24 protein-coding genes and 2 tRNA genes are annotated in these 23,416 nt (G+C 69.3%); 13 read left to right on the forward strand and 13 right to left on the reverse strand.

What is annotated here, in order from left to right:
* Positions 1-41 precede the first annotated feature (41 nt).
* From pepN to ACFQ0P_RS14990, 4 genes are all read left to right on the forward strand, one after another.
* Positions 42-2,588, forward strand: coding sequence for an aminopeptidase N (pepN, locus tag ACFQ0P_RS14975; RefSeq protein ID WP_204979446.1), 2,547 nt, complete (start codon positions 42-44; stop codon positions 2,586-2,588).
* A 65-nt stretch (positions 2,589-2,653) separates the two neighbouring features.
* Positions 2,654-3,823 carry a mechanosensitive ion channel family protein gene (locus ACFQ0P_RS14980; protein ID WP_378772702.1) on the forward strand — a complete coding sequence of 390 codons (1,170 nt, stop codon included), beginning with the start codon at positions 2,654-2,656 and terminating at the stop codon, positions 3,821-3,823.
* A complete protein-coding gene (locus ACFQ0P_RS14985; RefSeq protein ID WP_204979447.1) occupies positions 3,820-4,290 on the forward strand; it encodes a globin in 471 nt (156 codons plus the stop codon). Before ACFQ0P_RS14980 ends, ACFQ0P_RS14985 begins: the two co-directional genes overlap by 4 nt.
* A 31-nt stretch (positions 4,291-4,321) precedes the next feature.
* Positions 4,322-5,989, forward strand: coding sequence for an FAD-binding dehydrogenase (locus tag ACFQ0P_RS14990; RefSeq protein WP_204979448.1), 1,668 nt, complete (start codon positions 4,322-4,324; stop codon positions 5,987-5,989).
* A gap of 40 nt (positions 5,990-6,029) precedes the next feature.
* Here ACFQ0P_RS14990 and ACFQ0P_RS14995 read toward each other — a convergent pair whose 3' ends face one another.
* On the reverse strand, positions 6,030-6,707 hold the full coding sequence (locus ACFQ0P_RS14995) for a hypothetical protein (protein WP_204979449.1): 678 nt from the start codon (positions 6,705-6,707) through the stop codon (positions 6,030-6,032).
* A 102-nt stretch (positions 6,708-6,809) separates the two neighbouring features.
* On the opposite strand from ACFQ0P_RS14995, the gene ACFQ0P_RS15000 reads away from it, so the two are divergent.
* A complete protein-coding gene (locus ACFQ0P_RS15000) occupies positions 6,810-7,670 on the forward strand; it encodes an acyl-CoA thioesterase (RefSeq protein WP_204981438.1) in 861 nt (286 codons plus the stop codon).
* 4 nt (positions 7,671-7,674) lie between these two features.
* On the opposite strand, the gene ACFQ0P_RS15005 is transcribed toward ACFQ0P_RS15000, so the two are convergent.
* The 5 genes from ACFQ0P_RS15005 to yczR form a co-directional block, all read right to left on the reverse strand.
* Positions 7,675-8,157, reverse strand: a complete 483-nt coding sequence (locus ACFQ0P_RS15005; RefSeq protein WP_204981439.1) for an acyl-CoA thioesterase — start codon at positions 8,155-8,157, stop codon at positions 7,675-7,677.
* 5 nt (positions 8,158-8,162) lie between these two features.
* A complete protein-coding gene (gene ettA / locus ACFQ0P_RS15010; protein ID WP_204979450.1) occupies positions 8,163-9,842 on the reverse strand; it encodes an energy-dependent translational throttle protein EttA in 1,680 nt (559 codons plus the stop codon).
* Positions 9,843-9,939: 97 nt separating this feature from the next.
* Positions 9,940-10,470, reverse strand: coding sequence for a DUF6993 domain-containing protein (locus tag ACFQ0P_RS15015; RefSeq protein ID WP_378772706.1), 531 nt, complete (start codon positions 10,468-10,470; stop codon positions 9,940-9,942).
* Positions 10,471-10,511: 41 nt separating this feature from the next.
* Complete coding sequence (locus ACFQ0P_RS15020; protein WP_204979451.1) at positions 10,512-11,027, reverse strand: single-stranded DNA-binding protein; 516 nt, start codon at positions 11,025-11,027, stop codon at positions 10,512-10,514.
* A 495-nt stretch (positions 11,028-11,522) separates the two neighbouring features.
* Complete coding sequence (gene yczR / locus ACFQ0P_RS15025; RefSeq protein ID WP_204979452.1) at positions 11,523-12,947, reverse strand: MocR-like transcription factor YczR; 1,425 nt, start codon at positions 12,945-12,947, stop codon at positions 11,523-11,525.
* 62 nt (positions 12,948-13,009) lie between these two features.
* Between yczR and yczE the strand changes: the two genes are divergently transcribed.
* Positions 13,010-13,630, forward strand: coding sequence for a membrane protein YczE (yczE, locus tag ACFQ0P_RS15030; protein WP_204981441.1), 621 nt, complete (start codon positions 13,010-13,012; stop codon positions 13,628-13,630).
* A gap of 19 nt (positions 13,631-13,649) precedes the next feature.
* Here the strand turns inward: yczE and ACFQ0P_RS15035 are convergent, their stop codons facing one another.
* On the reverse strand, positions 13,650-13,862 hold the full coding sequence (locus tag ACFQ0P_RS15035; protein ID WP_204979453.1) for a methyltransferase: 213 nt from the start codon (positions 13,860-13,862) through the stop codon (positions 13,650-13,652).
* Between the two features lie 104 nt (positions 13,863-13,966).
* Here ACFQ0P_RS15035 and ACFQ0P_RS15040 point away from each other — a divergent pair.
* The 6 genes from ACFQ0P_RS15040 to ACFQ0P_RS15065 all read left to right on the forward strand — a co-directional run bounded on the left by ACFQ0P_RS15040 (position 13,967) and on the right by ACFQ0P_RS15065 (position 16,030).
* Positions 13,967-14,039: transfer RNA gene (locus ACFQ0P_RS15040), tRNA-Arg, on the forward strand.
* A gap of 64 nt (positions 14,040-14,103) precedes the next feature.
* On the forward strand, positions 14,104-14,730 hold the full coding sequence (orn, locus tag ACFQ0P_RS15045) for an oligoribonuclease (RefSeq protein WP_204979454.1): 627 nt from the start codon (positions 14,104-14,106) through the stop codon (positions 14,728-14,730).
* Between the two features lie 37 nt (positions 14,731-14,767).
* Positions 14,768-14,843: transfer RNA gene (locus ACFQ0P_RS15050), tRNA-His, on the forward strand.
* Positions 14,844-14,901: 58 nt separating this feature from the next.
* Positions 14,902-15,243, forward strand: coding sequence for a metallopeptidase family protein (locus ACFQ0P_RS15055; protein WP_378772712.1), 342 nt, complete (start codon positions 14,902-14,904; stop codon positions 15,241-15,243).
* Positions 15,243-15,542, forward strand: a complete 300-nt coding sequence (gene clpS / locus ACFQ0P_RS15060) for an ATP-dependent Clp protease adapter ClpS (RefSeq protein ID WP_204979456.1) — start codon at positions 15,243-15,245, stop codon at positions 15,540-15,542. Before ACFQ0P_RS15055 ends, clpS begins: the two co-directional genes overlap by 1 nt.
* Positions 15,539-16,030 carry a DUF2017 family protein gene (locus tag ACFQ0P_RS15065; protein ID WP_204979457.1) on the forward strand — a complete coding sequence of 164 codons (492 nt, stop codon included), beginning with the start codon at positions 15,539-15,541 and terminating at the stop codon, positions 16,028-16,030. Before clpS ends, ACFQ0P_RS15065 begins: the two co-directional genes overlap by 4 nt.
* A gap of 9 nt (positions 16,031-16,039) precedes the next feature.
* Here the strand turns inward: ACFQ0P_RS15065 and ACFQ0P_RS15070 are convergent, their stop codons facing one another.
* From ACFQ0P_RS15070 to gatC, 6 genes are read right to left on the reverse strand one after another with little or no spacing between them, the layout of a single operon-like run.
* Positions 16,040-16,564, reverse strand: coding sequence for a hypothetical protein (locus ACFQ0P_RS15070; RefSeq protein ID WP_204979458.1), 525 nt, complete (start codon positions 16,562-16,564; stop codon positions 16,040-16,042).
* A gap of 43 nt (positions 16,565-16,607) precedes the next feature.
* Positions 16,608-16,928 carry a hypothetical protein gene (locus tag ACFQ0P_RS15075; protein ID WP_204979459.1) on the reverse strand — a complete coding sequence of 107 codons (321 nt, stop codon included), beginning with the start codon at positions 16,926-16,928 and terminating at the stop codon, positions 16,608-16,610.
* A gap of 32 nt (positions 16,929-16,960) precedes the next feature.
* Positions 16,961-18,226, reverse strand: a complete 1,266-nt coding sequence (dinB, locus tag ACFQ0P_RS15080; RefSeq protein ID WP_204979460.1) for a DNA polymerase IV — start codon at positions 18,224-18,226, stop codon at positions 16,961-16,963.
* Positions 18,227-18,278: 52 nt separating this feature from the next.
* Positions 18,279-19,796 (reverse strand): Asp-tRNA(Asn)/Glu-tRNA(Gln) amidotransferase subunit GatB, encoded by a 1,518-nt coding sequence (gatB, locus tag ACFQ0P_RS15085; RefSeq protein ID WP_204979461.1) that lies wholly within the window; start codon positions 19,794-19,796, stop codon positions 18,279-18,281.
* Positions 19,796-21,307, reverse strand: a complete 1,512-nt coding sequence (gene gatA, locus ACFQ0P_RS15090) for an Asp-tRNA(Asn)/Glu-tRNA(Gln) amidotransferase subunit GatA (RefSeq protein WP_204979462.1) — start codon at positions 21,305-21,307, stop codon at positions 19,796-19,798. Before gatA ends, gatB begins: the two co-directional genes overlap by 1 nt.
* 8 nt (positions 21,308-21,315) lie before the next feature.
* Positions 21,316-21,615 carry an Asp-tRNA(Asn)/Glu-tRNA(Gln) amidotransferase subunit GatC gene (gene gatC / locus ACFQ0P_RS15095; protein ID WP_204979463.1) on the reverse strand — a complete coding sequence of 100 codons (300 nt, stop codon included), beginning with the start codon at positions 21,613-21,615 and terminating at the stop codon, positions 21,316-21,318.
* Positions 21,616-21,706: 91 nt separating this feature from the next.
* Here gatC and ACFQ0P_RS15100 point away from each other — a divergent pair, with 91 nt between their 5' ends.
* Positions 21,707-23,407, forward strand: coding sequence for a long-chain-fatty-acid--CoA ligase (locus ACFQ0P_RS15100; RefSeq protein WP_204979464.1), 1,701 nt, complete (start codon positions 21,707-21,709; stop codon positions 23,405-23,407).
* Positions 23,408-23,416: the final 9 nt, after the last annotated feature.

A 23,416-nucleotide genomic window follows, 5' to 3' on the forward strand; every position in this document is an offset into this window, starting at 1 on the left:
CCTGCCCGCGGTCACTCACCCTCACCCACGGGAGCATTGCAGTGCCTGGAGAGAACCTCACCCGCATCGAAGCGCAGGAGCGCCGCGCGATCGTCGACACGCAGTCGTACGACGTCACCCTCGACCTGACGAAGGGCGGTGAGATCTTCACCTCGCGCACCGTCGTCCGGTTCACCGCCACCGCCGGCGCCGACACCTTCATCGATCTGATCGCGCGCGACGTCCGTGAGATCACCCTCAACGGACGCGCGATCGACCCGGCGACCGCGTTCGCGGACTCGCGCATCGCGCTGAGCGGCCTCGCCGAGGAGAACGAACTCGTCGTCGACGCCGACTGCCTGTACACGAACACCGGCGAGGGGCTGCACCGCTTCGTCGACCCCGTCGACGGCGAGGTCTACCTCTACTCGCAGTTCGAAGTGCCCGACTCGCGCCGCATGTTCGCCGTCTTCGAACAGCCCGATCTGAAGGCCACGTTCCGATTCACCGTCACGGCGCCCGAGCCGTGGAAGGTCGTGTCCAATTCGCCCACCCCCGAGCCCCAGACGTACGGCGACGGCACCGCCACCTGGTCCTTCCCCGCGACCCCTCGCATCTCGTCGTACATCACCGCGCTCATCGCCGGGCCGTACGAGGCGACGTTCTCCGAGCTGACGAGCGCGTCGGGCCGCGTCATCCCCCTCGGCGTCTACGCCCGCAAGAGCCTGTGGAAGTTCCTCGACGCCGACTACGTCTTCGAGAAGACCCGTCAGGGCTTCGCCTACTTCGAGGACAAGTTCGACTACGCGTACCCGTTCGAGAAGTACGACCAGCTCTTCGTCCCCGAGTTCAACGCCGGCGCGATGGAGAACGCCGGTGCGGTCACCTTCACCGAGACATACGTGTTCCGCTCGAAGGTCACCGACGCCGTCAAGGAGCGTCGCGTCGTGACGATCCTCCACGAGCTGGCACACATGTGGTTCGGCGATCTCGTCACCATGAAGTGGTGGAACGATCTGTGGCTCAATGAGTCCTTCGCCGAGTGGGCGTCCACCATCGCGACCGCCGAGGCCACGGAGTGGACCGAGGCGTGGACCACCTTCAACGCGATGGAGAAGACCTGGGCGTACCGCCAGGACCAGCTCCCCTCGACCCACCCTGTGGTTGCCCAGATCAACGACCTCGAGGACGTGCAGGTCAACTTCGACGGCATCACGTACGCCAAGGGCGGCTCGGTGCTCAAGCAGCTCGCCGCGTGGGTCGGCATCGAGCAGTTCTTCGCGGGCGTCGCCGCCTATTTCAAGAAGCACGAGTGGTCCAACACCGAGCTCTCGGACCTCCTGTCCGAGCTCGAGGTGACCAGCGGTCGCGAGCTGTCGAGCTGGTCGAAGAAGTGGCTCGAGACGGCCGGCGTCAACACCCTCTCGCCGGAGATCGCCGCCGACGTCGACGGGACGATCACGCGGTTCGCCATCGTGCAGACCGCGCCGGCCGACTACCCGACGATCCGCCCCCACCGGCTCGGCGTCGGGTTCTACGCGCTCCAGGGCGACACGCTGGTGCGGGTGCACCACATCGAACTGGACGTCGACGGCGACCTCACCGAGGTCCCCGACCTCAAGGGGCACAAGCGTCCCGACCTCGTGCTGCTCAACGACGAAGACCTCGCCTACGCGAAGATCCGCCTCGACGAGCGCTCGCTGCAGACCGCCATCGACCACCTCGCCAAGATCAGCGACCCGCTCGCGCGTTCGCTCGTGTGGGGGGCGGCCTGGGATCAGACACGGGATGCCGAGGCATCCGCCTCCGACTACGTCGACCTCGTCCTGCGCAACATCGGGTCCGAGACGGAGTCGACGACGGTGCGGACGACCCTCGCCCAGCTCCAGCTCGCCGCCAACTCGTACGTCTCGCCCGACAAGCGCGACGCCACGAGGGAGAAGGTGGCCGACACGCTGTGGACCCTCGCGGAGGGCGCCGCCGCCGGCAGCGACAGCCAGCTCCAGTTCGTGACAGCCTTCGCGAGCGCGGCCGCGACGCCCGCGCAGGTCGACAAAGTGCGGCGTGTGCGCGACGGCGAGGTTGCCTTCGAGGGTCTCGAGATCGACACCGACCTCGCGTGGCAGCTCCTGGTCGCACTCGCGGCCGGCGGCGCGGTGACCACCGCCGACATCGACGCCGCACTCGCGGCCGACAACACCGCGAAGGGCGGCGAGTTCGCAGCCCAGGCCAAGGCCGCGCTGCCGAGCGCCGAGGCGAAGGCGGAGGCGTGGGCCTCTCTGGTCGACCGCGACGACCTGCCCAACACGATCGTCCGCTCCGCGGCGCTCGGGTTCGTGCACCCTGCGGGCCGGGAGCTCCTCGGCTCGTACATCGAGCCGTACTTCTCCTCGCTGCTTCCGATCTGGGAGTCGCGAAGCTACAAGATCGCCGAGTACCTCATCTTCGGGCTCTACCCGGCTCCGCTCGCGAGCCTCGAGCTGCGCGACGCGACCCGAGCCTGGCTCGAGGTCAACGCCGATGCCCCGCCCGCGCTGCGCCGTCTCGTGGCCGAGAACCTGGCGGGCGTCGAGCGCGCACTCTCCGTGCAGGAGCGCGACGCGCAGTAAACCGCACGACGACCTCGGCCCCGCGTTCAGGCGGGGCCGAGGTCGCCGTCGTTAGGATCGTGGCGATGATGACGAGCTCCCTCCCTCGCGGCGCCGCCCCGGAACCCGCTCCCGACCTCACGTCGGCAGAGTTCTGGCAGGCGGTGGCGGATTTCTTCGTGCAGGCGGGATGGAACCTGCTCGCCATCGCGGGAGTGGTGCTGGGCGCCCTGATCCTGACCTGGATCCTGCGGATCGTCATCCGGCGCGTTGTGAACAGGGTGGTATCGGGCGCGAAGTCCAAGGCGAACGTCGACGACACGCAGGCGCTCGAGCGCTCACCGCTCGCCTCGGTTCGGCTGGTGCAGCGGACCCGCACGCTGGGATCGATCCTGCAGAACATCGTCGGCGTCACTGTCGTGATCATCGCGATCCTGCTGATCGTGAACATCGTCGCACCGTCCGCGCTCGGATCGCTGACCCTTCTGACCGCTGCGATCGGTGCGGGCCTGGGCTTCGGCGCGCAGAACATCGTGAAGGACGTGCTCAACGGGATCTTCATCGTGGCGGAGGACCAGGTCGGCATCGGCGACGTGGTCGATCTCGGTCTCGCGTCGGGCATCGTCGAGTACGTGAGCGTCCGTGTCACCCACGTGCGGGACGTGAACGGCACGCTCTGGTACGTGCGCAACGGCGAGATCACCCGCATCGGCAACCTGTCCCAGGGCTGGTCGCGCGTGATCGTCGACCTGTCGATCCCCGTCGACGCCGACATCGACGAGGTGGAGCAGCTGCTGCTGGACACGGCGAAGGGGCTCGCGAAAGACGTCAAGTGGCGCACCCGCATCCTCGAGCGGCCGGAGGTGTGGGGCCTGGAGTCCATCTCGGGTGACGCCCTCGTCATCCGGCTCGTGATGAAGACGCGTGCGAATGCGAAGGACGACGTCGCGCGCGAACTGCGCATGCGCATCAAGCGGGCCCTCGACGAAGCGGGCGTGACCCTGCCCGCCCTGAACACGATCATGCCGACCGGGATCGAGGGGGCGCAGCGCGTGCGCGGCGCCAATCCGCCCAAGACCAAGCCGACACCCGTCCCGAGCGCGGTCTCGGCATCCCGTCCCGTCTGGAAGCCGAAGCGCTTGACGAAGCGGGATGCCGCGGCCGAGGACACCCTCCCGACCGGCGAGGCGCCGACGAGTGGCGCGAGCCCCGCCGGCTCAGGCGCCGCAACGACCGACGAAGCGGGGACGCCGTGACCGACGCGCCCCTGAGCTTCTACGACGAGATCGGCGGCCACGACGCGTTCGTGCGCCTCGTGGACTCCTTCTACCGCGGCGTCGCGCAGGACGACGTGCTGCGTCCCATGTACCCGGAAGAGGACCTGGGACCCGCGAAGGAGCGGCTCACCGGATTCCTCGAGCAGTACTGGGGCGGGCCGACCACATACAGCGAGCAGCGCGGCCACCCGCGGCTGCGCATGCGTCACGCCCCCTTCCACGTCAATCCCGATGCCCGCGACCGGTGGCTCGCGCACATGCGCGCGGCGGTCGACGAACTCCAGCTCTCGCCGCTGCATGAGGCGACGCTGTGGGACTACCTGCAGCGGGCCGCCCACGCCATGGTGAACACGTTCGAGCCCACCGGCATCGGGCCGGCTTCTGGCGGACGTGAGGCCGGCTCCGGCCCCTCGCTCCCGCACACCGCCCTGCCCCCGTCCCCCTGACCCGAGCACCGCACCCGACGAAGGAGTCGCCATGCCCGCCCTCACCTCGCACACCGCAGACGTCCTCGTGATCGGCTGGGGTCTGGCGGGACTCGTCGCCGCGTCCGAAGCCGCCTCCGCGGGGAAGCGAGTCGTCATCGTCGACCAGGAGCCGCGGTCGAATCTCGGGGGCCAGGCATGGTGGTCCTTCGGCGGCCTGTTCTTCGTCGATTCGCCCGAACAGCGTCGGATGGGCATCAAGGACTCCATCGAACTCGCCCGCCAGGACTGGTTCGGCAACGCCGGGTTCGACCGCGAGGAGGACCTCTGGCCGCAGCGATGGGCCGAGGCCTACCTGCAGTTCGCGCACGGCGAGAAGCGCGCGTGGCTGCGCGAGAAAGGCGTCGGGTTCTTCCCCGTCGTCGGATGGGCCGAGCGCGGCGGCTACACCGCGACCGGGCCCGGCAACTCGGTGCCCCGCTTCCACATCACGTGGGGAACCGGCCCCGGGCTCGTCGCCCCGTTCCAGGCATCCGTCGAGACGGGCGAGGTACAGGGTCGCGTCACGGTCCTCCCCCGCCACCGCGTCACCCGCCTCACCGAAGCGGGCGGCTCCGTCACCGGCGCGGAGGGCGACATCCTCGCCCCGTCCGGCGCGGCTCGCGGCGTCGCCTCGTCCCGCGAGGTCGTCGGCTCGTTCGCGATCACCGCCGGGGCCACGATCGTCGCGTCGGGAGGCATCGGCGGCAACCACGACCTCGTGCGGCGCTGGTGGCCGGAGCGGCTGGGGACGCCCCCGAGCGCGATGGTCACCGGCGTCCCCGCGTACGTCGACGGTTCCATGCAGTCGGTGTCCGAGGCCGCCGGGGCTCGGCTGATCAACGGCGACCGCATGTGGCATTACGTCGAGGGGATCCAGAACTGGGATCCCGTCTGGCCGGGCCACGGCATCCGGATCCTCCCCGGACCCTCGTCGGTCTGGCTCGACGCGACAGGCACCCGGCTGCCTGTCCCGCTCTTCCCCGGCTTCGACACGCTCGGCACACTCGCGCACCTGCGGGCCACCGGGTACGACCACTCCTGGTTCGTGCTGTCGCAGCAGATCATCGAGAAGGAGTTCACCCTCTCCGGCAGCGAGCAGAACCCCGACCTGACGGGCAAGGACGTCCGGCTGCTCGCCAAGTCCCGACTGGGCAAGGGCGCGGCCGGCCCGGTTCAGGCCTTCATGGACAAGGGCGCGGACTTCGTCGTGCGGGAGTCGCTCGACGATCTCATCGCAGGAATGCAGGCCCTGCCCGGGGGCGAGGCGCTCGATCCCGAGCGGGTCCGGTTCGAGGTCGAGGCGCGGGACCGCGAGGTCGACAACGACTTCACGAAGGACGCGCAGATCGCGATGCTCCGCTCCGCGCGCGCCTACCGGGGCGATCGCCTCATCCGCACCGCGACCCCGCACCGCATCCTCGACCCGAAGGCGGGACCCCTCATCGCCGTGAAGCTGCATGTGCTCACCCGAAAGTCGCTCGGCGGGATCGAGACGGATCTGTCCGGCCGTGCCCTCGGCACCTCGGGTGAACCGATCCCCGGCCTCTACGCGGCGGGCGAGGCGAGCGGCTTCGGCGGCGGAGGCGTCCACGGGTACCGGGCTCTCGAGGGGACCTTCGTGGGCGGATGCCTCTTCTCGGGCCGCATCGCCGGGCGCGCCGCCGCGGCGGCCGTCTGATCCGAACGTCCCCGGGCGGCCTGGACGCGCGCGGGCCGCGTCAGCCCGGGCTCGCGCCCGTCCGCCGCACCGGGGTCAGACCGACAGCCACCGGTCCGCGGACGAGGACGTGACCACGCGCGAAGCTCACGCGAGTCCACGGTCCGCTCGCAAGCACGCGCGCGGTCTCGGCGCCGCTGATGAATCCCATGCTGAGGGCGGCGAACGCCGTGCCCAGCGGAAGGCCGTCGAGCTCGTCGTCGGGCGCGCCCCACACAGCCGCGCGGACGGTGCGCACGGCATCCTCGCCGGCGTCCGTCGGCACCGTCTCGGCGACCGCGGCCATGCCCCCCTGGGCTTTGGCGGCGAGCACGGATGCCTCGAGCCCGCCGCGCGGGGTCCATCCCGTCCGCGGCGGCGAGATGCCGGCCCACGGCGGGGACAGCGCCGTCTCGGGCAGCTGTACGGCGGCGGGGTCGTCGACGGCGCGAGCCAGAGTGGAGGCCTCGACGGAGAGGTCGCACACGAGCTCGGGGTCGGCCGCGAGTGTGCGTAGCGCCAGAACCGTGGGGGTGGCATCCCCGATGCCTCGCGGCGCCAGCGGAGCGGCGGTCATCACGAGCACGCCGCCCGTCGCCTGCAGCCGCACCGGCTCGTCGGTGAAGCGCTGAGCGCGTCCGGCGAAGGTGAGCGCGTCCGCGGCGGACTCGGCGTCGGCGAGCAGAAGGCGGGGGGACATCGCCTCTAAGCTACCAAGCGGAGGTTCGGGCGGCCGCCCATCCCGGAAAGGAGACCCGTGGAGCAGGCGGAGTGGGAGCCCGATCCTGACCCTGTGGCGTCGATGCTGTCGGTGCTCGACCTCGCGTCGTCGGATGCCCGCACGACCGAGGACATCTTCACAGGGGTGTCGCAGTCGATGCCGCTGGGCCGCGTCTACGGGGGTCAGGTGCTCGCGCAGTCGATCGTCGCCGCCGCCAGGACGATTCCCGACGGCCGTGACGTCCACTCGATGCACGGGTACTTCCTCCGCCCGGGCGACTCGGCGAAGGGGATCACGTTCGCCGTCGATCGAATCCACGACGGCCGATCCTTCTCGACCCGCCGCACGCAGGCCTTCCAGGAGGGTGTGCCGATCTTCTCGATGATCGCCTCGTTCCAGGACTCCGATCCCGGCATCGAGCATCAGACCGCGATGCCCGACGGCATCCCTGAGCCGGACGCACTCCCCGATGTCGAGGCACATCTGCGCGGTCTGCACCCGATGTCGAAGCGCCTGTTCACCGACCGCCCCGTCGATCTGCGGCACGTGCCGTCTCCGATCTACCTCTCGGTCGACGGCGAGCAGCGGCCGAGTCAGGCGGTGTGGATGCGGGTGCGCCGCGCGATCCCGGATGACCCGGCCGTCCACCGCGCCGCCCTCGCCTACCTCAGCGACCTGACGATCCAGGAGTCGATCCTGCGCGCTCACGGGATCCCATGGGCGATGCCGGGCCTCAAGGTCGCGAGCCTCGATCACGCGATGTGGTGGCACCGGTTCGGCCGGGTGGACGAATGGCTGCTCTACGTGCAGGAGTCGCCCAATGCCCGCGGAGGTCGCGGGCTCGCGACGGGGCACATCTATTCGAGGGACGGGATGCTCCTCGCCAGCGTCGCGCAGGAGATCACTGTCCGAGTCCCCGACCCGTCCGCCGCGGAGGCCTGAGCGGTCAGCGCCGGTGCGCGTAGTCGATCGACTCCCCGAGGTAGGGCTCCCACGCGCGGCGCTCTTCGGCCGACAGGCGCAGCGGACGGCCGGTCGCGGCATCCACCTTCACGATCACCGTCGTCGCCCGCGCGTACACCGTCTGGCCCGCCTCGCCCGCGGTTTCGGTGGGACTGCAGACCTCGTAGCACACCTCGATGCTCGACCCGCCGAGCTTCCCGAACCACATCTGGACGTCGAGCGGGTGTCGTTGATACGGCACGGGGGCGAGGTACTCGATCTCCTGCCGGGCGATGAGGGTCAGCACGCCGGTGTGGAGGCTCGACTCGAGGACCGCCGTCCCGGGGGCTTGCTCCCCGGGGAGCGGCAGCCAGAATGCCCGCACGCGCGCCTCCTCGAGGAGCTTGAGCATCGAGGTGTTGTTGACGTGGTTGAACGCGTCGAGGTCCCCCCAGCGCAGGTGGATGGGGATGTGCAGGCGCTGCATGCCGGTCAATCGCGGGTGAGCTTGCGGTACGCGGACCGATGGGGCTTGGCGGCCTCCGGGCCGAGCCGCTCGATCTTGTTCTCCTCGTACGCCTCGAAGTTGCCCTCGAACCAGTACCACTTGTCGGGGTCCTGGTCGGTGCCCTCGTAGGCGAGGATGTGCGTCGCGATGCGGTCGAGGAACCACCGGTCGTGCGTGATGACCACGGCACAGCCGGGGAACTCGAGAAGGGCGTTCTCGAGAGACTGAAGGGTCTCGACGTCGAGGTCGTTCGTGGGCTCGTCGAGGAGGAGCAGGTTGCCTCCCTCCTTGAGCGTGAGCGCGAGGTTGAGACGGTTGCGCTCACCGCCTGAGAGCACGCCGGCCTTCTTCTGCTGGTCCGGTCCCTTGAAACCGAACTTCGAGACGTAGGCGCGGGAGGGGATTTCGGTCTTGCCCACCGTGATGATGTCCAGCCCGTCCGAGACGACCTCCCACAGGGACTTGTTGGGGTCGATGTTCGCGCGCGACTGGTCGACGTAGCTGATCTTGACCGTCTCGCCGATCTTGAGGTCTCCCCCGTCCAGCGGCTCGAGGCCGACGATCGTCTTGAACAGCGTCGTCTTGCCGACGCCGTTCGGTCCGATCACGCCGACGATGCCGTTCGGGGGCAGGCTGAAGCTGAGCCCGTCGATGAGCGAGCGGCCGTCGAAGCCCTTCTGGAGCTTCTTGGCTTCGATCACGACGCTTCCCAGGCGGGGGCCGGGCGGGATCGTGATCTCCTCGAAGTCGAGCTTGCGCGTGCGGTCGGCCTCCGCTGCCATCTCCTCGTACCGCGCGAGGCGGGCCTTGGACTTCGCCTGGCGCCCCTTCGCGTTCGAACGCACCCACTCGAGCTCTTCGGCGAGTCGCTTGGCGAGCTTCGCGTCCTTCTTGCCCTGGATCGCGAGGCGCTCGGACTTCTTCTCGAGGTACGTCGAGTAGTTGCCCTCGTAGCCGATGAGCCGGCCGCGGTCGACCTCGGCGATCCATTCGGCGACGTTGTCGAGGAAGTAGCGGTCGTGCGTGATGGCGATGACAGCGCCGGGATACTTCTGCAGGTGCTGCTCGAGCCACAGCACGCTCTCGGCGTCGAGGTGGTTCGTCGGCTCGTCGAGCAGGAGGAGGTCGGGCTTCTGCAGGAGGAGCTTCGTCAGGGCCACGCGGCGCTTCTCACCGCCGGACAGATTCGAGACGGATGCCTCGCCCGGAGGGGTCCGCAGAGCGTCCATGGCCTGCTCGAGCTGCGAGTCGAGATCCCATGCGTCCGCCGCGTCGATCTCCTCCTGGAGCACCCCCATCTCGGCGAGGAGCGAGTCGAAGTCGGCGTCCGGGTCGGACATGAGGCCCGAGATCTCGTTGAACCGGTCGACCTTCGCCTTGATGGCGATGCCGTCCTGGATATTCTCGAGCACCGTCTTGGACTCGTCGAGCTCCGGCTCCTGCATCAGGATGCCGACGCTGAACCCCGGCGAGAGCTTGGCTTCCCCGTTGGAGGGCGTGTCCAGACCCGCCATGATCTTGAGGATCGTGGACTTGCCGGCGCCGTTGGGGCCGACCATGCCGATCTTCGCGCCGGGGAGGAACGCCATGGTGACGTCGTCGAGGATGAGCTTGTCTCCGACCGCCTTGCGAGCGCGGACCATCGAGTAGATGTATTCAGCCATGTCGTGTGTGCGTTCTCCTCTAGCGTGACGACGTCAGCGTCCCAGCCTACCGGCCGCCTTCCGCGCGCGAGTGGTTCCGGTCCGATCGACCGCGGTGTCACCAGTCGATCGGACGCGTGTTCCCGATGAGGCAGCCGCTCTCAGGCACGACGGGGAGGACCGCGGTCACCGGGTCCCCGGTGACCGGTCCGACCTGGCCGACCAGGCACTCGTCACCCCACTGGACGGAGAACATGATGCTCTCCGCGGGGTCGTCGATGGTCGTCCGATCGTACGTGACCTCCATGGCCGCCTTGTCGAACCCCGCCGCTACGAGGGCATCCACATACGCGCGCCCGGAGACCTGGTCGGGCGACGCCCACACGCGTTCGGTCACGGCCGTGAAGAGCGGAAGGTTGTCGTACGCGCTGCCATCGGGAACGAGCGCGGGGCCCGCCTGCGGAGTAGGGGTGGATGCCGTCGAGCTGGGCGTCGAAGTCGCCGACGCGGTGGGGCCGGCACTCGCGGACGGCGCGTCCGGCGCGGACGCCGTGCAACCGGCGAGCACGGTCAGGGCGACCACTGCCAGCGCGAGGAGGGATCCACGAGCGACGCGAGAGGCGGAAGGACGCTCGGGATGTCGGGGCACGGGCCGATTATAGGTCCGGCGCCCCGCCCACCCCTGAGAGCTCAGAAGGGCGGCTCCGCGCCGACCAGCGATGGCTCGAGCACCGATTCCGACCTCACCTCCTCGGTCGCCGGTGCCGGATCCGCGCTCTCCGGCGCGGCCCAGGTGTCCGTCGACGGCCCGGAGGTCGCCCAGGCATCGTCCCGGGGGCCGGCCGGCGGGCGCGAACCCTTCGTGAATGCGCTCGTTCCCCACAGGAGATCGTGTCCGATCGCGTCGGCATCGATCTCGACGGCGGTGCCGCGGGTCGTCCCGTTGTCCCAATTGCGGATCCTCAGACGGCCCGTCAAGACGACGCGGTCGCCGCGACGAAGGGACGCGTGCGCATGCTCAGCCAGGCTGCGGAACGCCGAGACCGAGTACCAGTTGGTCCCGCCGTCGACCCACGCGTTGGTGTTCCGGTCGAATCGGCGCTGTGCGCTCGCGACCCGGAAGGAGGCGATGACGACTCCTCCGGGCGTGTGCTTGAGCTCGGGGTCGGTCGCGACGTTCCCCGTGATGGCGATCGTGTCGCTCATGTGGTTCCTCTCCTCACAGCCGGGGACTCTCCCCGGCCCCGCCGACGCCCGAGTGCCCATCGGGCGCCGGCGGTGAGTCCACCCTGTATTCGCGGGCTGGCCTCGGGGTGCGATCAACGGCTCGATGTGGATGGCTCCGCCGCCAGCCCCGCCTGTGGAGAAGGCGTCATCGGCGGATGTCGGATGTCGGATGTCGGAAGTAGCACATATGTTCGATAGCGAAAGGAGCGACCATGATCCCCACAGACACGGACAGCGCCCCCACCCCCACCGTTCCGCCGGGAGTGCCCTTGCGGCTGTTGAGCGCCGCTCCCTCACTGTGGCGGGTGGTCGATCTTCGCGGCCGAGCCATCGGGCACCTCCAGGCCGTCACGCGGGCGGGTGGTGTCCGCTACCGAGCGCGCCGATTCCACGCAGCTTCGAGGGCGTTTCTCGAGCTGGGCGAGTTCTGGAGCCCATCCGATGCCCTGGATTGCCTTCGGTTCGCGCGGTGAGTCACACCACGGAGTCGACCCGGTCGACCAGTGCCACCGGAGCGCCCGCCTTAACCCGCGCCCACGACTCCGCGAGAAGTCGGGCGGCACGCACCATGTCGTCCGGCGGCGCGGTGAAGGGCACGCGCAGGTGGCGGTCATGGCCGCCGTCCACCGAGAACCGCGGTCCGGCCGACAGCAGGACGCCACGTGATCGCACGTCCATGACGAGCGCCGAGCTCAGCGGCGCATCCAGTCCGATCCACAGCGACACTCCGCCGGCGGCGGCAGGAATCCGCCACGAGGGGAGCTGTTCCCGAAGCGCCCGCGTCACGGCATCCCTCCCCGTGCGCAGGAGGGCGGATCGCTGTGCGACGACCGCACCGAAGTCGCCGAAGAGAGCGGTCGCAACGGCCTGCTCGTATTCCGGCGTCCCGAGGTCGTGGGCGGGGCGCGCAGCGACGAGGCGGCGGATGAGCTCGCCGTCCGCACGGATCCAGCCGACGCGCAAGCCTCCCCACACGGTCTTGCCGAGAGAGCCGAGCCGGACGACTCCCCCCGGCACGGACTCCGCGAACCCCGCCGGGACAGGACCCCGGTCGATGTCGAGGTCCGCCGTGGTCTCGTCCAGAACCAGGATCGAGCCGGCGCGATCCGCCGCACGGGCGATGGCATCCCGCTCTTCACCGGTCATCGAGCGACCCGTGGGATTCTGGAAGTCGGGCATGAGGTACGCCATCACGGGGAGCGTGCGCGCGAAAGCCTGCTCTGCGCGATCGAGGTCCCAGCCATCGTCCGTGGTGACGGGAACGCCGACCAGACGCGCTCCCGAGCGGCGCAGTGCGTCCACGGCATGCGGATAGGTCGGGGTCTCCACCACCACACGGTCGCCGCGGCCGAGCAGCACCGAGGCCACGAGATGGATCGCGCTCTGGGCGCCGGTGGTGATGAGAACCTCCGACGCCGTCGTCGGGATGCCTCGGCGCTCGTAGTGGGCCGCGACGGCTTCGCGCAGTTCGGCGCGACCGAGCACGTCGTAACCAACACGCGACACCAGCGAAGCCGCGCGCGAGCCGACCTCGCTCATGATGCCCGCCAGTCCCGGCCACGCCGGCGGGCTCGCCTGCTGCAGGTCGATCATCCCCTCGGCCGCGAGGGCCCGCCCAGGGTCACGGCGTTGCAGGGGCAGGGTCACGCTTCCCGATCCGCGCAGGCTCGCAATGTGTCCGGTCTCCCGCAGGCTCCGGTACGCGGCTGCCACCGTGCTCCTGCTCACGTGGAGCGCTGCGGCGAGCTCTCGCTCCGCCGGGAGCGCCGTGCGGGGTGCGAGCCGGTTGTCCAGGCACAGCAGCCGGATGCCGTCGGCAAGAGCCTCGTACACGGGCTCGCGCGTGCGCCACCCGCCGAGCGCAATCGCCAACGCACGAGCAGAGATCCGCGAGTCCATGAGGCCACAATACGCATATTGGACTGGTTCATGCAGGCCAATGATGAGATTGGATGGTGGTTATGATCCGTCGCGTCGTGCAACTCCTCGTCGGCCTCGTCCTCTACGGCGTGGGCTGCGCGATGACGGTCGAAGCCGGCCTGGGAGTCGACCCGTGGACGGTGCTGGCCGAAGGGCTCTCGATCCACACCGGCATCGGAATCGGGTGGATCGCGAACATCCTGGGGTTCTTCGTCCTGTTCCTGTGGATCCCGCTGCGCCAGAAGCCGGGAGTGGGCACCGTCGCGAACATCCTGGTGGTGGGCACCAGCATGCAGGTCGGCCTGTGGATCTTTCCTCCGGTGGTCGGAACGCTCCCTCAGTTCGCGGTGCTCCTCGGCGGCATCCTCGTCGTGGCCATCGCGTCCGGTCTGTACATCGGCGCACACTTCGGTCCCGGTCCCCGGGATGGCCTGATGACGGGCATGCACCGACGGCTCGGATGGCCGATCTGGACCTGCCGTGCCGTGGTCGAACTCAGCGTGCTCGCCATCGGCTGGCTGCTCGGCGGCACGGTCGGCATCGGGACGGTGCTGTTCGCGTTCCTCATCGGACCGCTCGTGCACGTGGCGCTGCCGGTCCTCGACACCCGCCGGAGCGCGCCGAAGCCCGAAACCGCGAAGGTGACGCCCGTCCGAGGCTGAGTGGGGCGGGCTCCTGTGATCAGTGCTCGCGGAACTCCGGCCAGTCGCTGCCCGGGATCATCCGCGAGTGCAGTGCGCTCTTGGCGATCTCCATGGACGGGTACGTTCCCGCCGCCGTATCCGCGCCCGCCATCGTGACGGTGTAGCCGTCGTCATCCTTCCGGATGCTCCCGACGACCCCGGATGGCCCGTAGGCGACCCACAGCGGGTGATGCGTCTCCGTGGTGCTCATGACGAACTCCTTTCGATGCGTCCTCGGCCGACGCTACGCCGCTCCACACCGCCGCACCAGTCTTCGACGGCCGCAGCGGGAACCGATAGCCTGTTCTCACCCTTCCCTCCGTAGCTCAGGGGACAGAGCGAGCGGTTTCTACCCGCCAGGTCGGGGGTTCGAATCCTCCCGGAGGGGCAATCCGCTGCGACGTCCGCGTAGAACGCGTTCAGCGTCCGGGGCCGTCAATAGGATGGAGCGCATGGTGGGGGCACCCGAGAACGACCGTCTTGTCTGGATCGACTGCGAGATGACGGGACTCGACCTCGCCGTCGACGAACTCGTCGAGATCGCCGTCGTGGTCACCGACTTCGAGCTGCGTCCGATGCACCCGGGGTTCCAGGTGGTCATCAAGCCCGACGCCACGGCCCTCGCCAACATGAACGAGTTCGTCACCAAGATGCACGAGAAGTCCGGGCTGCTCGACGAGATCCCCCACGGCGTGAGCGTCGCCGACGCCGAGTTCCAGGCGCTGGAGTACATCCAGCAGTTCGTTCCGCTCGAAGGCAAGGCTCCGCTGGCGGGCAACACGATCGGCACCGACCGCATGTTCATCGCCAAGTACATGCCGCGTATCGACCACTGGCTCCATTACCGCAACGTCGATGTGTCGAGCATCAAAGAGCTCGCGCGGCGGTGGTACCCGCGTGCGTACATCCACGCCCCGGCAAAGGACGGCGGCCACCGAGCGCTCGCCGACATCCTCGAGTCGATCCGCGAGCTCGCCTACTACCGCCAGGCGGTCTTCGTACCCGGGCCCGGTCCGACGAGCGACGGTGCGCGCGCAGCGGCGGCGGCCGCCGTGTCATCGTTCGCCGCCGAGGTGTGAGAGAATCTTCTGGTTGCCCGCGCAGGCGGGAGACATGGTGGGTATAGCTCAGTTGGTAGAGCACCTGGTTGTGGTCCAGGGGGCCGCGGGTTCAAGTCCCGTTACTCACCCCAATCGCACGGCACGGGCGCTCGCCCCCGGAACACGTGTGGGCGAGGTCTCATGATGGAGATGGATGCCGCGACCTTCGAGCAGCTCGTGATCGACGAGCTGGATCTCCTCCCCGACGACATGGTCGAAGGGCTCGACAACGTCGTGTTCGTGGTCGAGGACCGCCCTGAGGACGGCTCTCTGGACCTGTTCGGCCTGTACGACGGGTGGGCGTTGACGGAGCGCGACCGCTACGGCGGCGGAGAGCTCCCCGACCGGATCATCGTGTACCGCGAACCCCATCTCGCCTCCTGCGAGGACGAGCGAGAACTGCGTGACGAACTTCACACGACGCTCGTCCACGAGATCGCGCACTTCTACGGGATCGATGACGATCGTCTTCACGAGCTGGGGTGGGCGTGATGGGTGCGCTCACGACCCCCGACCTCGATGTCGACCGGCGAGCGGATGTACTCGAACGCGCGCATCGCCCGTGGCAGACGCTCGTGTGGGACGATCCGGTGAACCTCATGAGCTACGTCACGCATGTCTTCCGGGAGTACTTCGGTCTTCCTCGTGAAGCGGCCGAGCGACTCATGCTCGCGGTCCACAACGAGGGCCACGCGGTCGTCGCCGAAGGGGCGCGAGAACAGATGGAGCTCCACGCGAAAGCGATGCACGATTATGGCCTGTGGGCCACCGTGCGAAGGGCGCCCGCATGACCCCGCGCACCGTTGTCCTTGAAATCACGCGTCTCGAAGCGGCACACCTCGCCGGCCTCCTGGGGCAGTTCGCCGAGCTGGTCGACGGCGCGAGCACGTCCGACGGCGACCCGGCGATCGGCCGCCTCGCGCCCGACGCGTACGACGACGCCGCCGAGGCGCGAGAGTTCCGCGAGCTGACCGAGGCTGATCTGCTGGATCGTCGACGGGACGACGCGGCAGCCATGCTGGCGACGCTGTCCGAAGCATCCGACATTCCCGAGGATCCCGAAGACCCCGCTCTCCTCGAGACGGTGACGATCGCGCTCGACGCTCCGGCCGCGGGAGCGTGGCTGCGCACTCTGGCAGCAGTGCGACTGGTCCTGGCGACCCGGCTCGGCATCACCGAGAGCGACGACCACGACTCCGCGGACCCGCGCTTCGGGATCTACGATTGGCTCGGCTATCGGCTCGATGGCCTCGTCAACGCCCTCGACGGTGGTGACTGACCTGCGCGGTCACGGGACCTCGAACACGTGGGTCGCCAGCCTCGCCGGTTCATCCCTCGTCACGTGGCGTGCTTCCTGCCGCGCCCATTGCTCCCAGTGCGGGCGGTAGGTGTCGCCGTCGCGGGCGAGCGCGCGGGCGCGACGTGACGACGCGGGTGCCTCCAGCCAGACACGAACATCTCCGAGTCGTCGCGTCTCGTCGGTGAGCAGTCCCGAACCCTCGAGGATGAGCGGCAACGACGGGTCGACCGCGTGGGCCTCGGCCGGCGCGCCCGTCTCCCAATCCCATCGCTGCCATACGCCGATCAAGCCACGCGCGTGCGGGGCGAGGATCTGCTGACGGGCGAGCTCCACACCCTCGTCGAGCCCATCCCACCCCGGATACAGCGAGTCGAGGGCCACCAGCTGCACCCTTCCCGAGAGGGGCCAACGCGCGACGAGCGTGCGCGCGAGCGAGGACTTCCCGGCCCCGCTGCGGCCGTCGATCAGCACGACAGGATTGGCCGCCGCCAGACTCCGGACCGCATCGAGCACGGTCCGCGCCGCCGCGTCGAGCGTGCGTGCAACCGGATCCGAGCTACTTCTTGAGGGCGCGGATGACACGGCTGAAGGCGCGGCCGGCGAAGAACACCAGCGGGATCGCGACCGCGAGGACGGACACGATGTTCGGCTCGAACCGGAGGTCGTCGCCTCGGCGGATGTAGGCGCCGAGCGGAATCGACCAGCCCCCGCCCCCGCCCCCGCCGTTGCCGGCCTCGTCAGAGCCTCCGCCGTACCCCGACCACGTGAGCGCCACCGGGATGAGGCGGATGCCGTCGACGTCCTGCTGATCGCCGTAGGCGCTCTTGACTCCGAACGACGCGGACTGCTGACCGAGCTCCAGTGCGATATTGGGCATACGACCACGCTACCCGCCGCGACCGGCCGGTGTCAGCCCCGATCGAGTCGAGTGGCGGGTGGGCTGGTCGGGATCGAGCCACCGCCGCGTGCATTGCCGAGCAGGGTGGCGCGGGTGACCGCTCCTCTTCCGAACCGAGCGGCGGCGTCGTCGAGCGCATCCTCGACCCGCCGCCACTCGCCGTCGTCGTCCCACAGCGCGAGCGGAGCCGAGCCCGCGACACGCAACTTCTCCGCCCGGACGCCGATGAGGCGCACGGGCAGGCTTCGTTCGACGCCGTCGAAGAGGTCGCGCGCAGCATCCCCGATCCGCTGGCCGACGGCTGTGGGCTCGGCGAGGGTTTGCGCGCGGGTGATGGTCGTGAAGTCGGCGAAACGCACCTTGATCGCGATCGTCGAGGCCTCCCAGCCGTTCGCTCGAAGTCGGGCACCGACACGGTCCGCGAGACGTCTCAGCTCGGCTCGCAGCACGACGGGGTCGGCGATGTCGTCATCGAACGTCTCTTCGTGACCGACGCTCTTCTCGACCCGATCCGTGTGGACTTCGCGCGCATCGATTCCGCGCGCGAGGTGCCAGAGACGTTCGCCCATCGCGGGGCCGAGTGCGCGATCGAGCACCTCGCGGGGGGTGTCGAGCACATCGGCGACGGTGCGGATGCCGCGCCCTTCGAGGGACTCGGCGCTCTTGGGTCCGACCCCCCAGAGGGCGCGGACCGACCGGGGCCGCAGAAATCGCTCCGTCTCGTGCTCCGGGACGATCAGCAGACCATCCGGCTTGCTGATCGTCGAAGCCATCTTCGCGACGTGCTTGGTCGCGGCGACCCCGATGCTGCAGGTGAGGCCCGTCTCCCGCTGCACGCGTGCACGAAGATCGTGCGCAATGACACCAGGGCTCCCCCAGAGCCGCCGAACGCCCCGGACGTCGAGGAACGCCTCATCGATGGACAGCGGCTCGACGAGGGGGGTCACGTCACGGAAGATGCGCATCACCGCCGCGGACAGCGCAAGATAACGGTCGAAGTGCGGTGTGACCACGATCGCCGTCGGGCACAGACGGAGCGCCTGCGACACGGGCATCGCCGAGCGCACGCCGAAGCGTCGCGCCTCGTACGAGGCGCTGGACACGACGGAACGGCCCTCGGGTGCGCCGACGATGATCGCCCGGCCGCGCAGCGTCGGATCGTCGAGCTGCTCCACCGAGGCGTAGAACGCGTCCATGTCGACATGGAGGATGCCGGTACCAGCGTCATCCGCACCCTCGGGTGAGACGAGCCTGCCCGTACCGTCCCCGCGTCCCATGGGTCGATTCTCCCCCGAGTCACCGACGCCGGCATCGACCGGCGCCGTCGATTCAGGAAGCCGCAGCCCTCTCCAGCACGAGCTCCCGCACGCGCGCGGCGTCGGCCTGGCCTCTCATCGCCTTCATGACCGCGCCGATGACCGCACCCGCCGCCTGCACCTTGCCCTCGCGGATCTTCGCGAGCACATCCGGCTGGGATGCCAGCGCCTCATCGATCGCGGCGAGGAGCGCGCCGTCGTCCGAGACGACCGCCAGTCCGCGGGCGTCCACGACCTGCTGCGGCGTGCCCTCGCCAGCGACGACGCCCTCCAGGACTTGGCGTGCGAGCTTGTCGGTCAGGGTTCCGGCGTCGACCAGCGCCTGCAGCGCGGCGACGTCAGCCGGAGCGATGAGGTCGGATGCCTCTCGACCCTCGGCGTTCGCGATGCGCGTGAGTTCGCCCGTCCACCACTTGCGCGCGGCGGCGGGCGCCGCACCGGCGGCGACGGTCGCCTCGACCTCGGCGAGGAGGCCCCCGTTGACGACATCCTGGAACTCGAGGTCCGTGAATCCCCAGTCGGTCTTCAACCGCCTCCGTCGGGCCGCGGGCGGCTCGGGCAACGCGGCGCGAAGCTCCTCGATCAGTGCCGGCGCGGGCGCGACGGGGAGGAGGTCGGGCTCGGGGAAGTAGCGGTAGTCATCGGCGTCTGACTTCGGGCGGCCCGGCGAGGTGGTGCCGGTGTCCTCGTGCCAGTGGCGCGTCTCCTGCGTGATCGTCCCGCCCGCAGCGAGGATCGCCGCCTGACGCTGGATCTCGTAGCGGACCGCGCGCTCGACCGAGCGCATCGAGTTGACGTTCTTCGTCTCGGTGCGGGTTCCGAGTTTCTCCTGACCGCGCGGCCGGAGCGACACGTTCGCGTCGCAGCGCAGGTTGCCGCGCTCCATGCGCGCCTCGGAGATGCCGAGCGACAGGACGATGTCGCGGATGGTCTGGACGTAGGCCTTCGCGATCTCGGGCGCGCGGTGCTCGGCTCCGAAGATCGGCCTCGTCACGATCTCGACGAGCGGCACGCCGGCGCGGTTGTAGTCGACGAGCGAGTACTCCGCACCCTGGATGCGTCCGGTCGAGCCCCCGACGTGGGTCAGCTTGCCGGCATCCTCCTCCATGTGGGCCCGCTCGATCGGCACGGTCACGACCGATCCGTCGGCGAGCTCCACCTCGACCTGTCCGTCGAAGGCGATCGGCTCGTCGTACTGGGAGATCTGGTAGTTCTTGCCGAGGTCCGGGTAGAAGTAGTTCTTTCGCGCGAACCTGCTCGAGGGCGCGATCGAGCACCCGAGCGCGAGACCCAGGCTGATGGAGTACCTCACGGCCTCGGCGTTGACGGTCGGCAGCGAGCCGGGCAGGCCCATGTCGACGGGTGCGACGAGCGTGTTCGGCTCGGCACCGTGATTGTCCGCGTGGGCCGGGTTGGCGGCACCGGAGAACATCTTGCTGCGGGTGTTGAGCTCGACGTGGACCTCGAAGCCGAGCACGGGCTCGAACTGCTCGAGCGCGGCATCGAAGTCCATCAGCTTGTCCTTGGCCATCAGCGGGCTCCTCCGAGGGCGGGGGCGCGATCGAGCAGCGGCGCACCCCACGAGTCGACCAGGGCGGCTTCGAGCGCGGCGGCGACGCGGTAGAGGCGTGCGTCCTCCCGCGCCGGGGCGAGGAACTGGATGCCGACCGGGAGACCGTCCTCCTCTGCGAGGCCGGACGGGATCGAGATTCCCGGCACCCCCGCGAGGTTCGCCGGGATCGTGGTGACGTCGTTGAGGTACATCTGCATCGGATCGTCGATCTTCTCGCCCAGCCGGAAGGCAGTGGTCGGCGCAGACGGCGTCGCGATGACGTCGACGTGCGCGAACGCCGCGTCGAAATCCTGCTGGATGAGCGTGCGGACCTTCTGCGCCGACCCGTAGTACGCGTCGTAGTAGCCCGCCGACAGCGCATAGGTGCCGAGGATGATGCGTCGCTTGACCTCATCGCCGAACCCGCGCTCCCGCGTGGCAGCCATGACGTCCTCGACGGTGCCTCCGGGCACCTCCACCCGCAGGCCGAACCGCACCGAGTCGAACTTCGCCAGATTGCTGGATGCCTCGGCCGGGAGGATGAGGTAGTAGGCGGCGACGCCGTACTCGAAGTGGGGCGCGCTCACTTCGACGATCTCGGCTCCGTGGGCCTCCATCGTGGCGAGGGCGGATCGGAACGACGCCGAGACCCCCGACTGGAAGCCGTCGTCGGGAAGCTCGGAGATCACTCCGACGCGCAGACCCTTCAGCACGTCGCCGCGGGCGCCCTCGCGGGCGGCCTCCGCGAACGAGGGCCAGAGGTCGGTGAGGGATGTCGCGTCGTGCGGATCGTGCCCGCCGATCACGTCGTGAAGCAGTGCGGAGTCCAGAACGGTGCGTGCGACGGGGCCGACCTGGTCGAGGCTGGACGCCAAGGCGATCGCGCCATAGCGGCTCACTCCGCCGTAGGTCGGCTTCAGCCCGACCGTGCCGGTGACGTGCGCCGGCTGGCGGATCGATCCGCCCGTGTCCGACCCGAGAGCGAGGGGCGCCTCGAACGCGGCCACGGCGGCGGCCGATCCGCCACCCGAGCCGCCCGGGATCCGCTCGAGATCCCACGGGTTGCGGGTCGGACCGAACGCGGAGTGCTCGGTCGAAGACCCCATCGCGAACTCGTCCATGTTCGTCTTGCCGAGGGGAACCAGACCGGCCGCGCGCGCGCGGGCGACCACCGTCGCGTCATAGGGCGACATGTACCCCTCGAGGATCTTGGAGCCGCTCGTGGAGGGCATGTCGGTGGTGACGAGGACGTCCTTGATCGCGAGCGGGACACCGGCCACGGCGGACAGGTGCTCACCCGCCGCGCGTCGGCGATCGATGTCGGCGGCCACGTCGAGTGCGTGCTCGTTGACATGCAGGAAGGCGTGCACGTCACCGTCGACGGCGGCGATCCGGTCGAGGTGCGCCCTCGTCGCCTCGACGCTCGTCACCTCGCCGGATGCGAGCTTCTCGGCGAGGACGGCGGCGGTCAGGTTCGTGAGTTCGGTCACGGGCATCCTCACTGCTCTTCGCCGAGGATGGCGGTCACGCGGAATCGTCCGTCCGCGGCATCCGGGGCGTTCTGGAGAACTTGTTCCGGCGTCAGCAGATCACCGACGACGTCGGGGCGGAACACGTTCTGCAACGCGATCGGATGGCTGGTCGCCGCGACGTCCGGGGTCGCGACCTCGGACACTTTCGCGATGTTGTCGACGATGACGTCAAGCTGGCCGGTGAGTCGGCCGACCTCTTCGTCGCTCAGCTGGATCCGGGCGAGCACACCGAGATGGCGCACGAGATCGGGGGTGATTTCAGACACCAGGACAGTCTATTCGGAGACCGGCGGGCTCCTGCGGACGAGCGGTCCTCGGGCAGCGTCCGCCGCGCACACGGGGTTTAGGCTGGGCGCCGTGACGACGTATGACCCGCCGCGCCCGTGGATCGCCAGCTATGCCGAGGGCGTGCCAGAAGACCTCGAACCGGTGTCCGGATCCCTCGTCGACATCGTCGAGGCGTCGGCACAGGACTTTCCCGATGCCCCCGCGCTGCAGTTCTTCGGTCGCACGACCACGTATCGCTCGCTGCGGGAGCAGATCGATCGTGCCGCCGCCGCGCTCAAGGCACGGGGGGTCCGTCCCGGCGACCCGGTGGCGATCGTGCTGCCCAACTGCCCACAGCACATCGTGGCGTTCTACGCGATCCTCCGGCTCGGTGCGGTCGTCGTCGAACACAATCCGCTCTACACGCCGCGCGAACTCCGCAAACAGTTCGAGGATCACGGCGCCAAGCATGCGATCGTCTGGTCGAAGGTCGTGAGCACGGTGCAGGAGTTCCCCGCGGACCTCGCGGTGACCACGATCATCTCGGTGGACTTGACCGCGGCTATGCCGTGGAGCACGCGGCTCGCGCTGCGGCTGCCCATCGCGAAGGCGCGCGAGGCTCGGAAAGCCCTCACTGAACGGGTGACAGGCGCGGTCGCGTGGCAGGACATCGTGGGCGCGGAGCCTCTCCCCCTCACCCACCCGAAACCTGGGACCGACGACCTCGCGCTCATCCAGTACACCAGCGGAACGACCGGATCCCCGAAGGGCGCGTCGCTCACTCACCGCAACCTGCTCTCCAACGCCGCACAGGCTCGGTCGTGGGTCCCGTCGATCGTGCGCGGGGACGGCTGCGTCGTCTACGCCGTGCTCCCGATGTTCCACGCGTACGGCCTCACCCTGTGCCTCACCTTCGCGATGTCGATGGGCGCGCGTCTCGTGCTCTTCCCGCGCTTCGATCCCGACATGGTCCTCGACGTCACGAAGAAGCACCCCGCCACCTTCCTCCCGCTCGTGCCGCCGATCGCCGAGCGGCTGCTCACCGCTTCCAGGGAGAAGGGCGTCCCCCTCACCGGGACGCAGGTGGCGATCTCGGGCGCGATGGCTCTTCCTCACGAACTGGTCGTTCCCTTCGAAGAGGCTTCCGGCGGCTACCTCGTCGAGGGCTACGGCCTGAGCGAGTGCTCGCCGGTGCTGATGGCCAATCCCGTCGCCGGGAATCGGGTCCCGGGAACCGTCGGCCTTCCGCTCCCCGGCACGGAATGCCGCGTGGTCGACCCTGAGGATCCGACCCAGGACGTCCCCCGCGGCGAGCGTGGGGAACTCGTCGTGAGGGGACCGCAGGTGTTCAGCGGCTACTACGGCAAGCCCGAGGAGACGGAGGCGGTGTTCGTCGACGACTGGTTCCGAACCGGCGACATCGTCACGATCGACGAAGCCGGCTTCGTCCGCATCGTCGACCGCATCAAGGAGCTGATCATCACGGGCGGATTCAACGTGGCGCCGACGGAGGTCGAGAGTGCGCTGCGACAGCATCCGTGCGTGGAGGATGCCGCTGTCGTCGGCCTTCCGAGCGAGCACTCCGGCGAAGAGGTCGTCGCCGCCGTCGTCCTCACGCCCGGCGCCGACGTCGACATCGAGGAGATCCGCGCCTCGGTGCGCGGCATCCTCACCCCTTATAAGGTGCCCCGCCGCATCTTCGTCGTGGACGAGCTGCCCACATCGCTCATCGGCAAGGTGCTGCGCCGACAGGTTCGCGACCGACTGCTCACGCTCACCACCGGCTCGTGATCCTCCGCC

The organism is Microbacterium insulae (assembly GCF_042677065.1).
Lineage (GTDB): Bacteria > Actinomycetota > Actinomycetes > Actinomycetales > Microbacteriaceae > Microbacterium > Microbacterium insulae.

Bases quoted from the DNA above. Each gene is read 5' to 3' on its own strand.
- ACFQ0P_RS15020 (WP_204979451.1), bottom strand. From the start codon at position 11,027: ATGAGCGACACGATCGCCATCACGGGGAACGTCGCGACCGACCCCGAG.
- orn (WP_204979454.1), top strand. From the start codon at position 14,104: ATGGTGGGGGCACCCGAGAACGACCGTCTTGTCTGGATCGACTGCGAG.
- ACFQ0P_RS14990 (WP_204979448.1), top strand. From the start codon at position 4,322: ATGCCCGCCCTCACCTCGCACACCGCAGACGTCCTCGTGATCGGCTGG.
- ACFQ0P_RS15005 (WP_204981439.1), bottom strand. From the start codon at position 8,157: ATGCAGCGCCTGCACATCCCCATCCACCTGCGCTGGGGGGACCTCGAC.
- dinB (WP_204979460.1), bottom strand. From the start codon at position 18,226: ATGGGACGCGGGGACGGTACGGGCAGGCTCGTCTCACCCGAGGGTGCG.
- ACFQ0P_RS15035 (WP_204979453.1), bottom strand. From the start codon at position 13,862: ATGAGCACCACGGAGACGCATCACCCGCTGTGGGTCGCCTACGGGCCA.
- ACFQ0P_RS15065 (WP_204979457.1), top strand. From the start codon at position 15,539: ATGACCCCGCGCACCGTTGTCCTTGAAATCACGCGTCTCGAAGCGGCA.
- ACFQ0P_RS15000 (WP_204981438.1), top strand. From the start codon at position 6,810: ATGCTGTCGGTGCTCGACCTCGCGTCGTCGGATGCCCGCACGACCGAG.
- ACFQ0P_RS14995 (WP_204979449.1), bottom strand. From the start codon at position 6,707: ATGTCCCCCCGCCTTCTGCTCGCCGACGCCGAGTCCGCCGCGGACGCG.
- ACFQ0P_RS15075 (WP_204979459.1), bottom strand. From the start codon at position 16,928: ATGCCCAATATCGCACTGGAGCTCGGTCAGCAGTCCGCGTCGTTCGGA.
- clpS (WP_204979456.1), top strand. From the start codon at position 15,243: ATGGGTGCGCTCACGACCCCCGACCTCGATGTCGACCGGCGAGCGGAT.
- yczE (WP_204981441.1), top strand. From the start codon at position 13,010: ATGATCCGTCGCGTCGTGCAACTCCTCGTCGGCCTCGTCCTCTACGGC.
- ACFQ0P_RS15055 (WP_378772712.1), top strand. From the start codon at position 14,902: ATGGATGCCGCGACCTTCGAGCAGCTCGTGATCGACGAGCTGGATCTC.
- ettA (WP_204979450.1), bottom strand. From the start codon at position 9,842: ATGGCTGAATACATCTACTCGATGGTCCGCGCTCGCAAGGCGGTCGGA.
- yczR (WP_204979452.1), bottom strand. From the start codon at position 12,947: ATGGACTCGCGGATCTCTGCTCGTGCGTTGGCGATTGCGCTCGGCGGG.
- gatB (WP_204979461.1), bottom strand. From the start codon at position 19,796: ATGGCCAAGGACAAGCTGATGGACTTCGATGCCGCGCTCGAGCAGTTC.
- ACFQ0P_RS14980 (WP_378772702.1), top strand. From the start codon at position 2,654: ATGATGACGAGCTCCCTCCCTCGCGGCGCCGCCCCGGAACCCGCTCCC.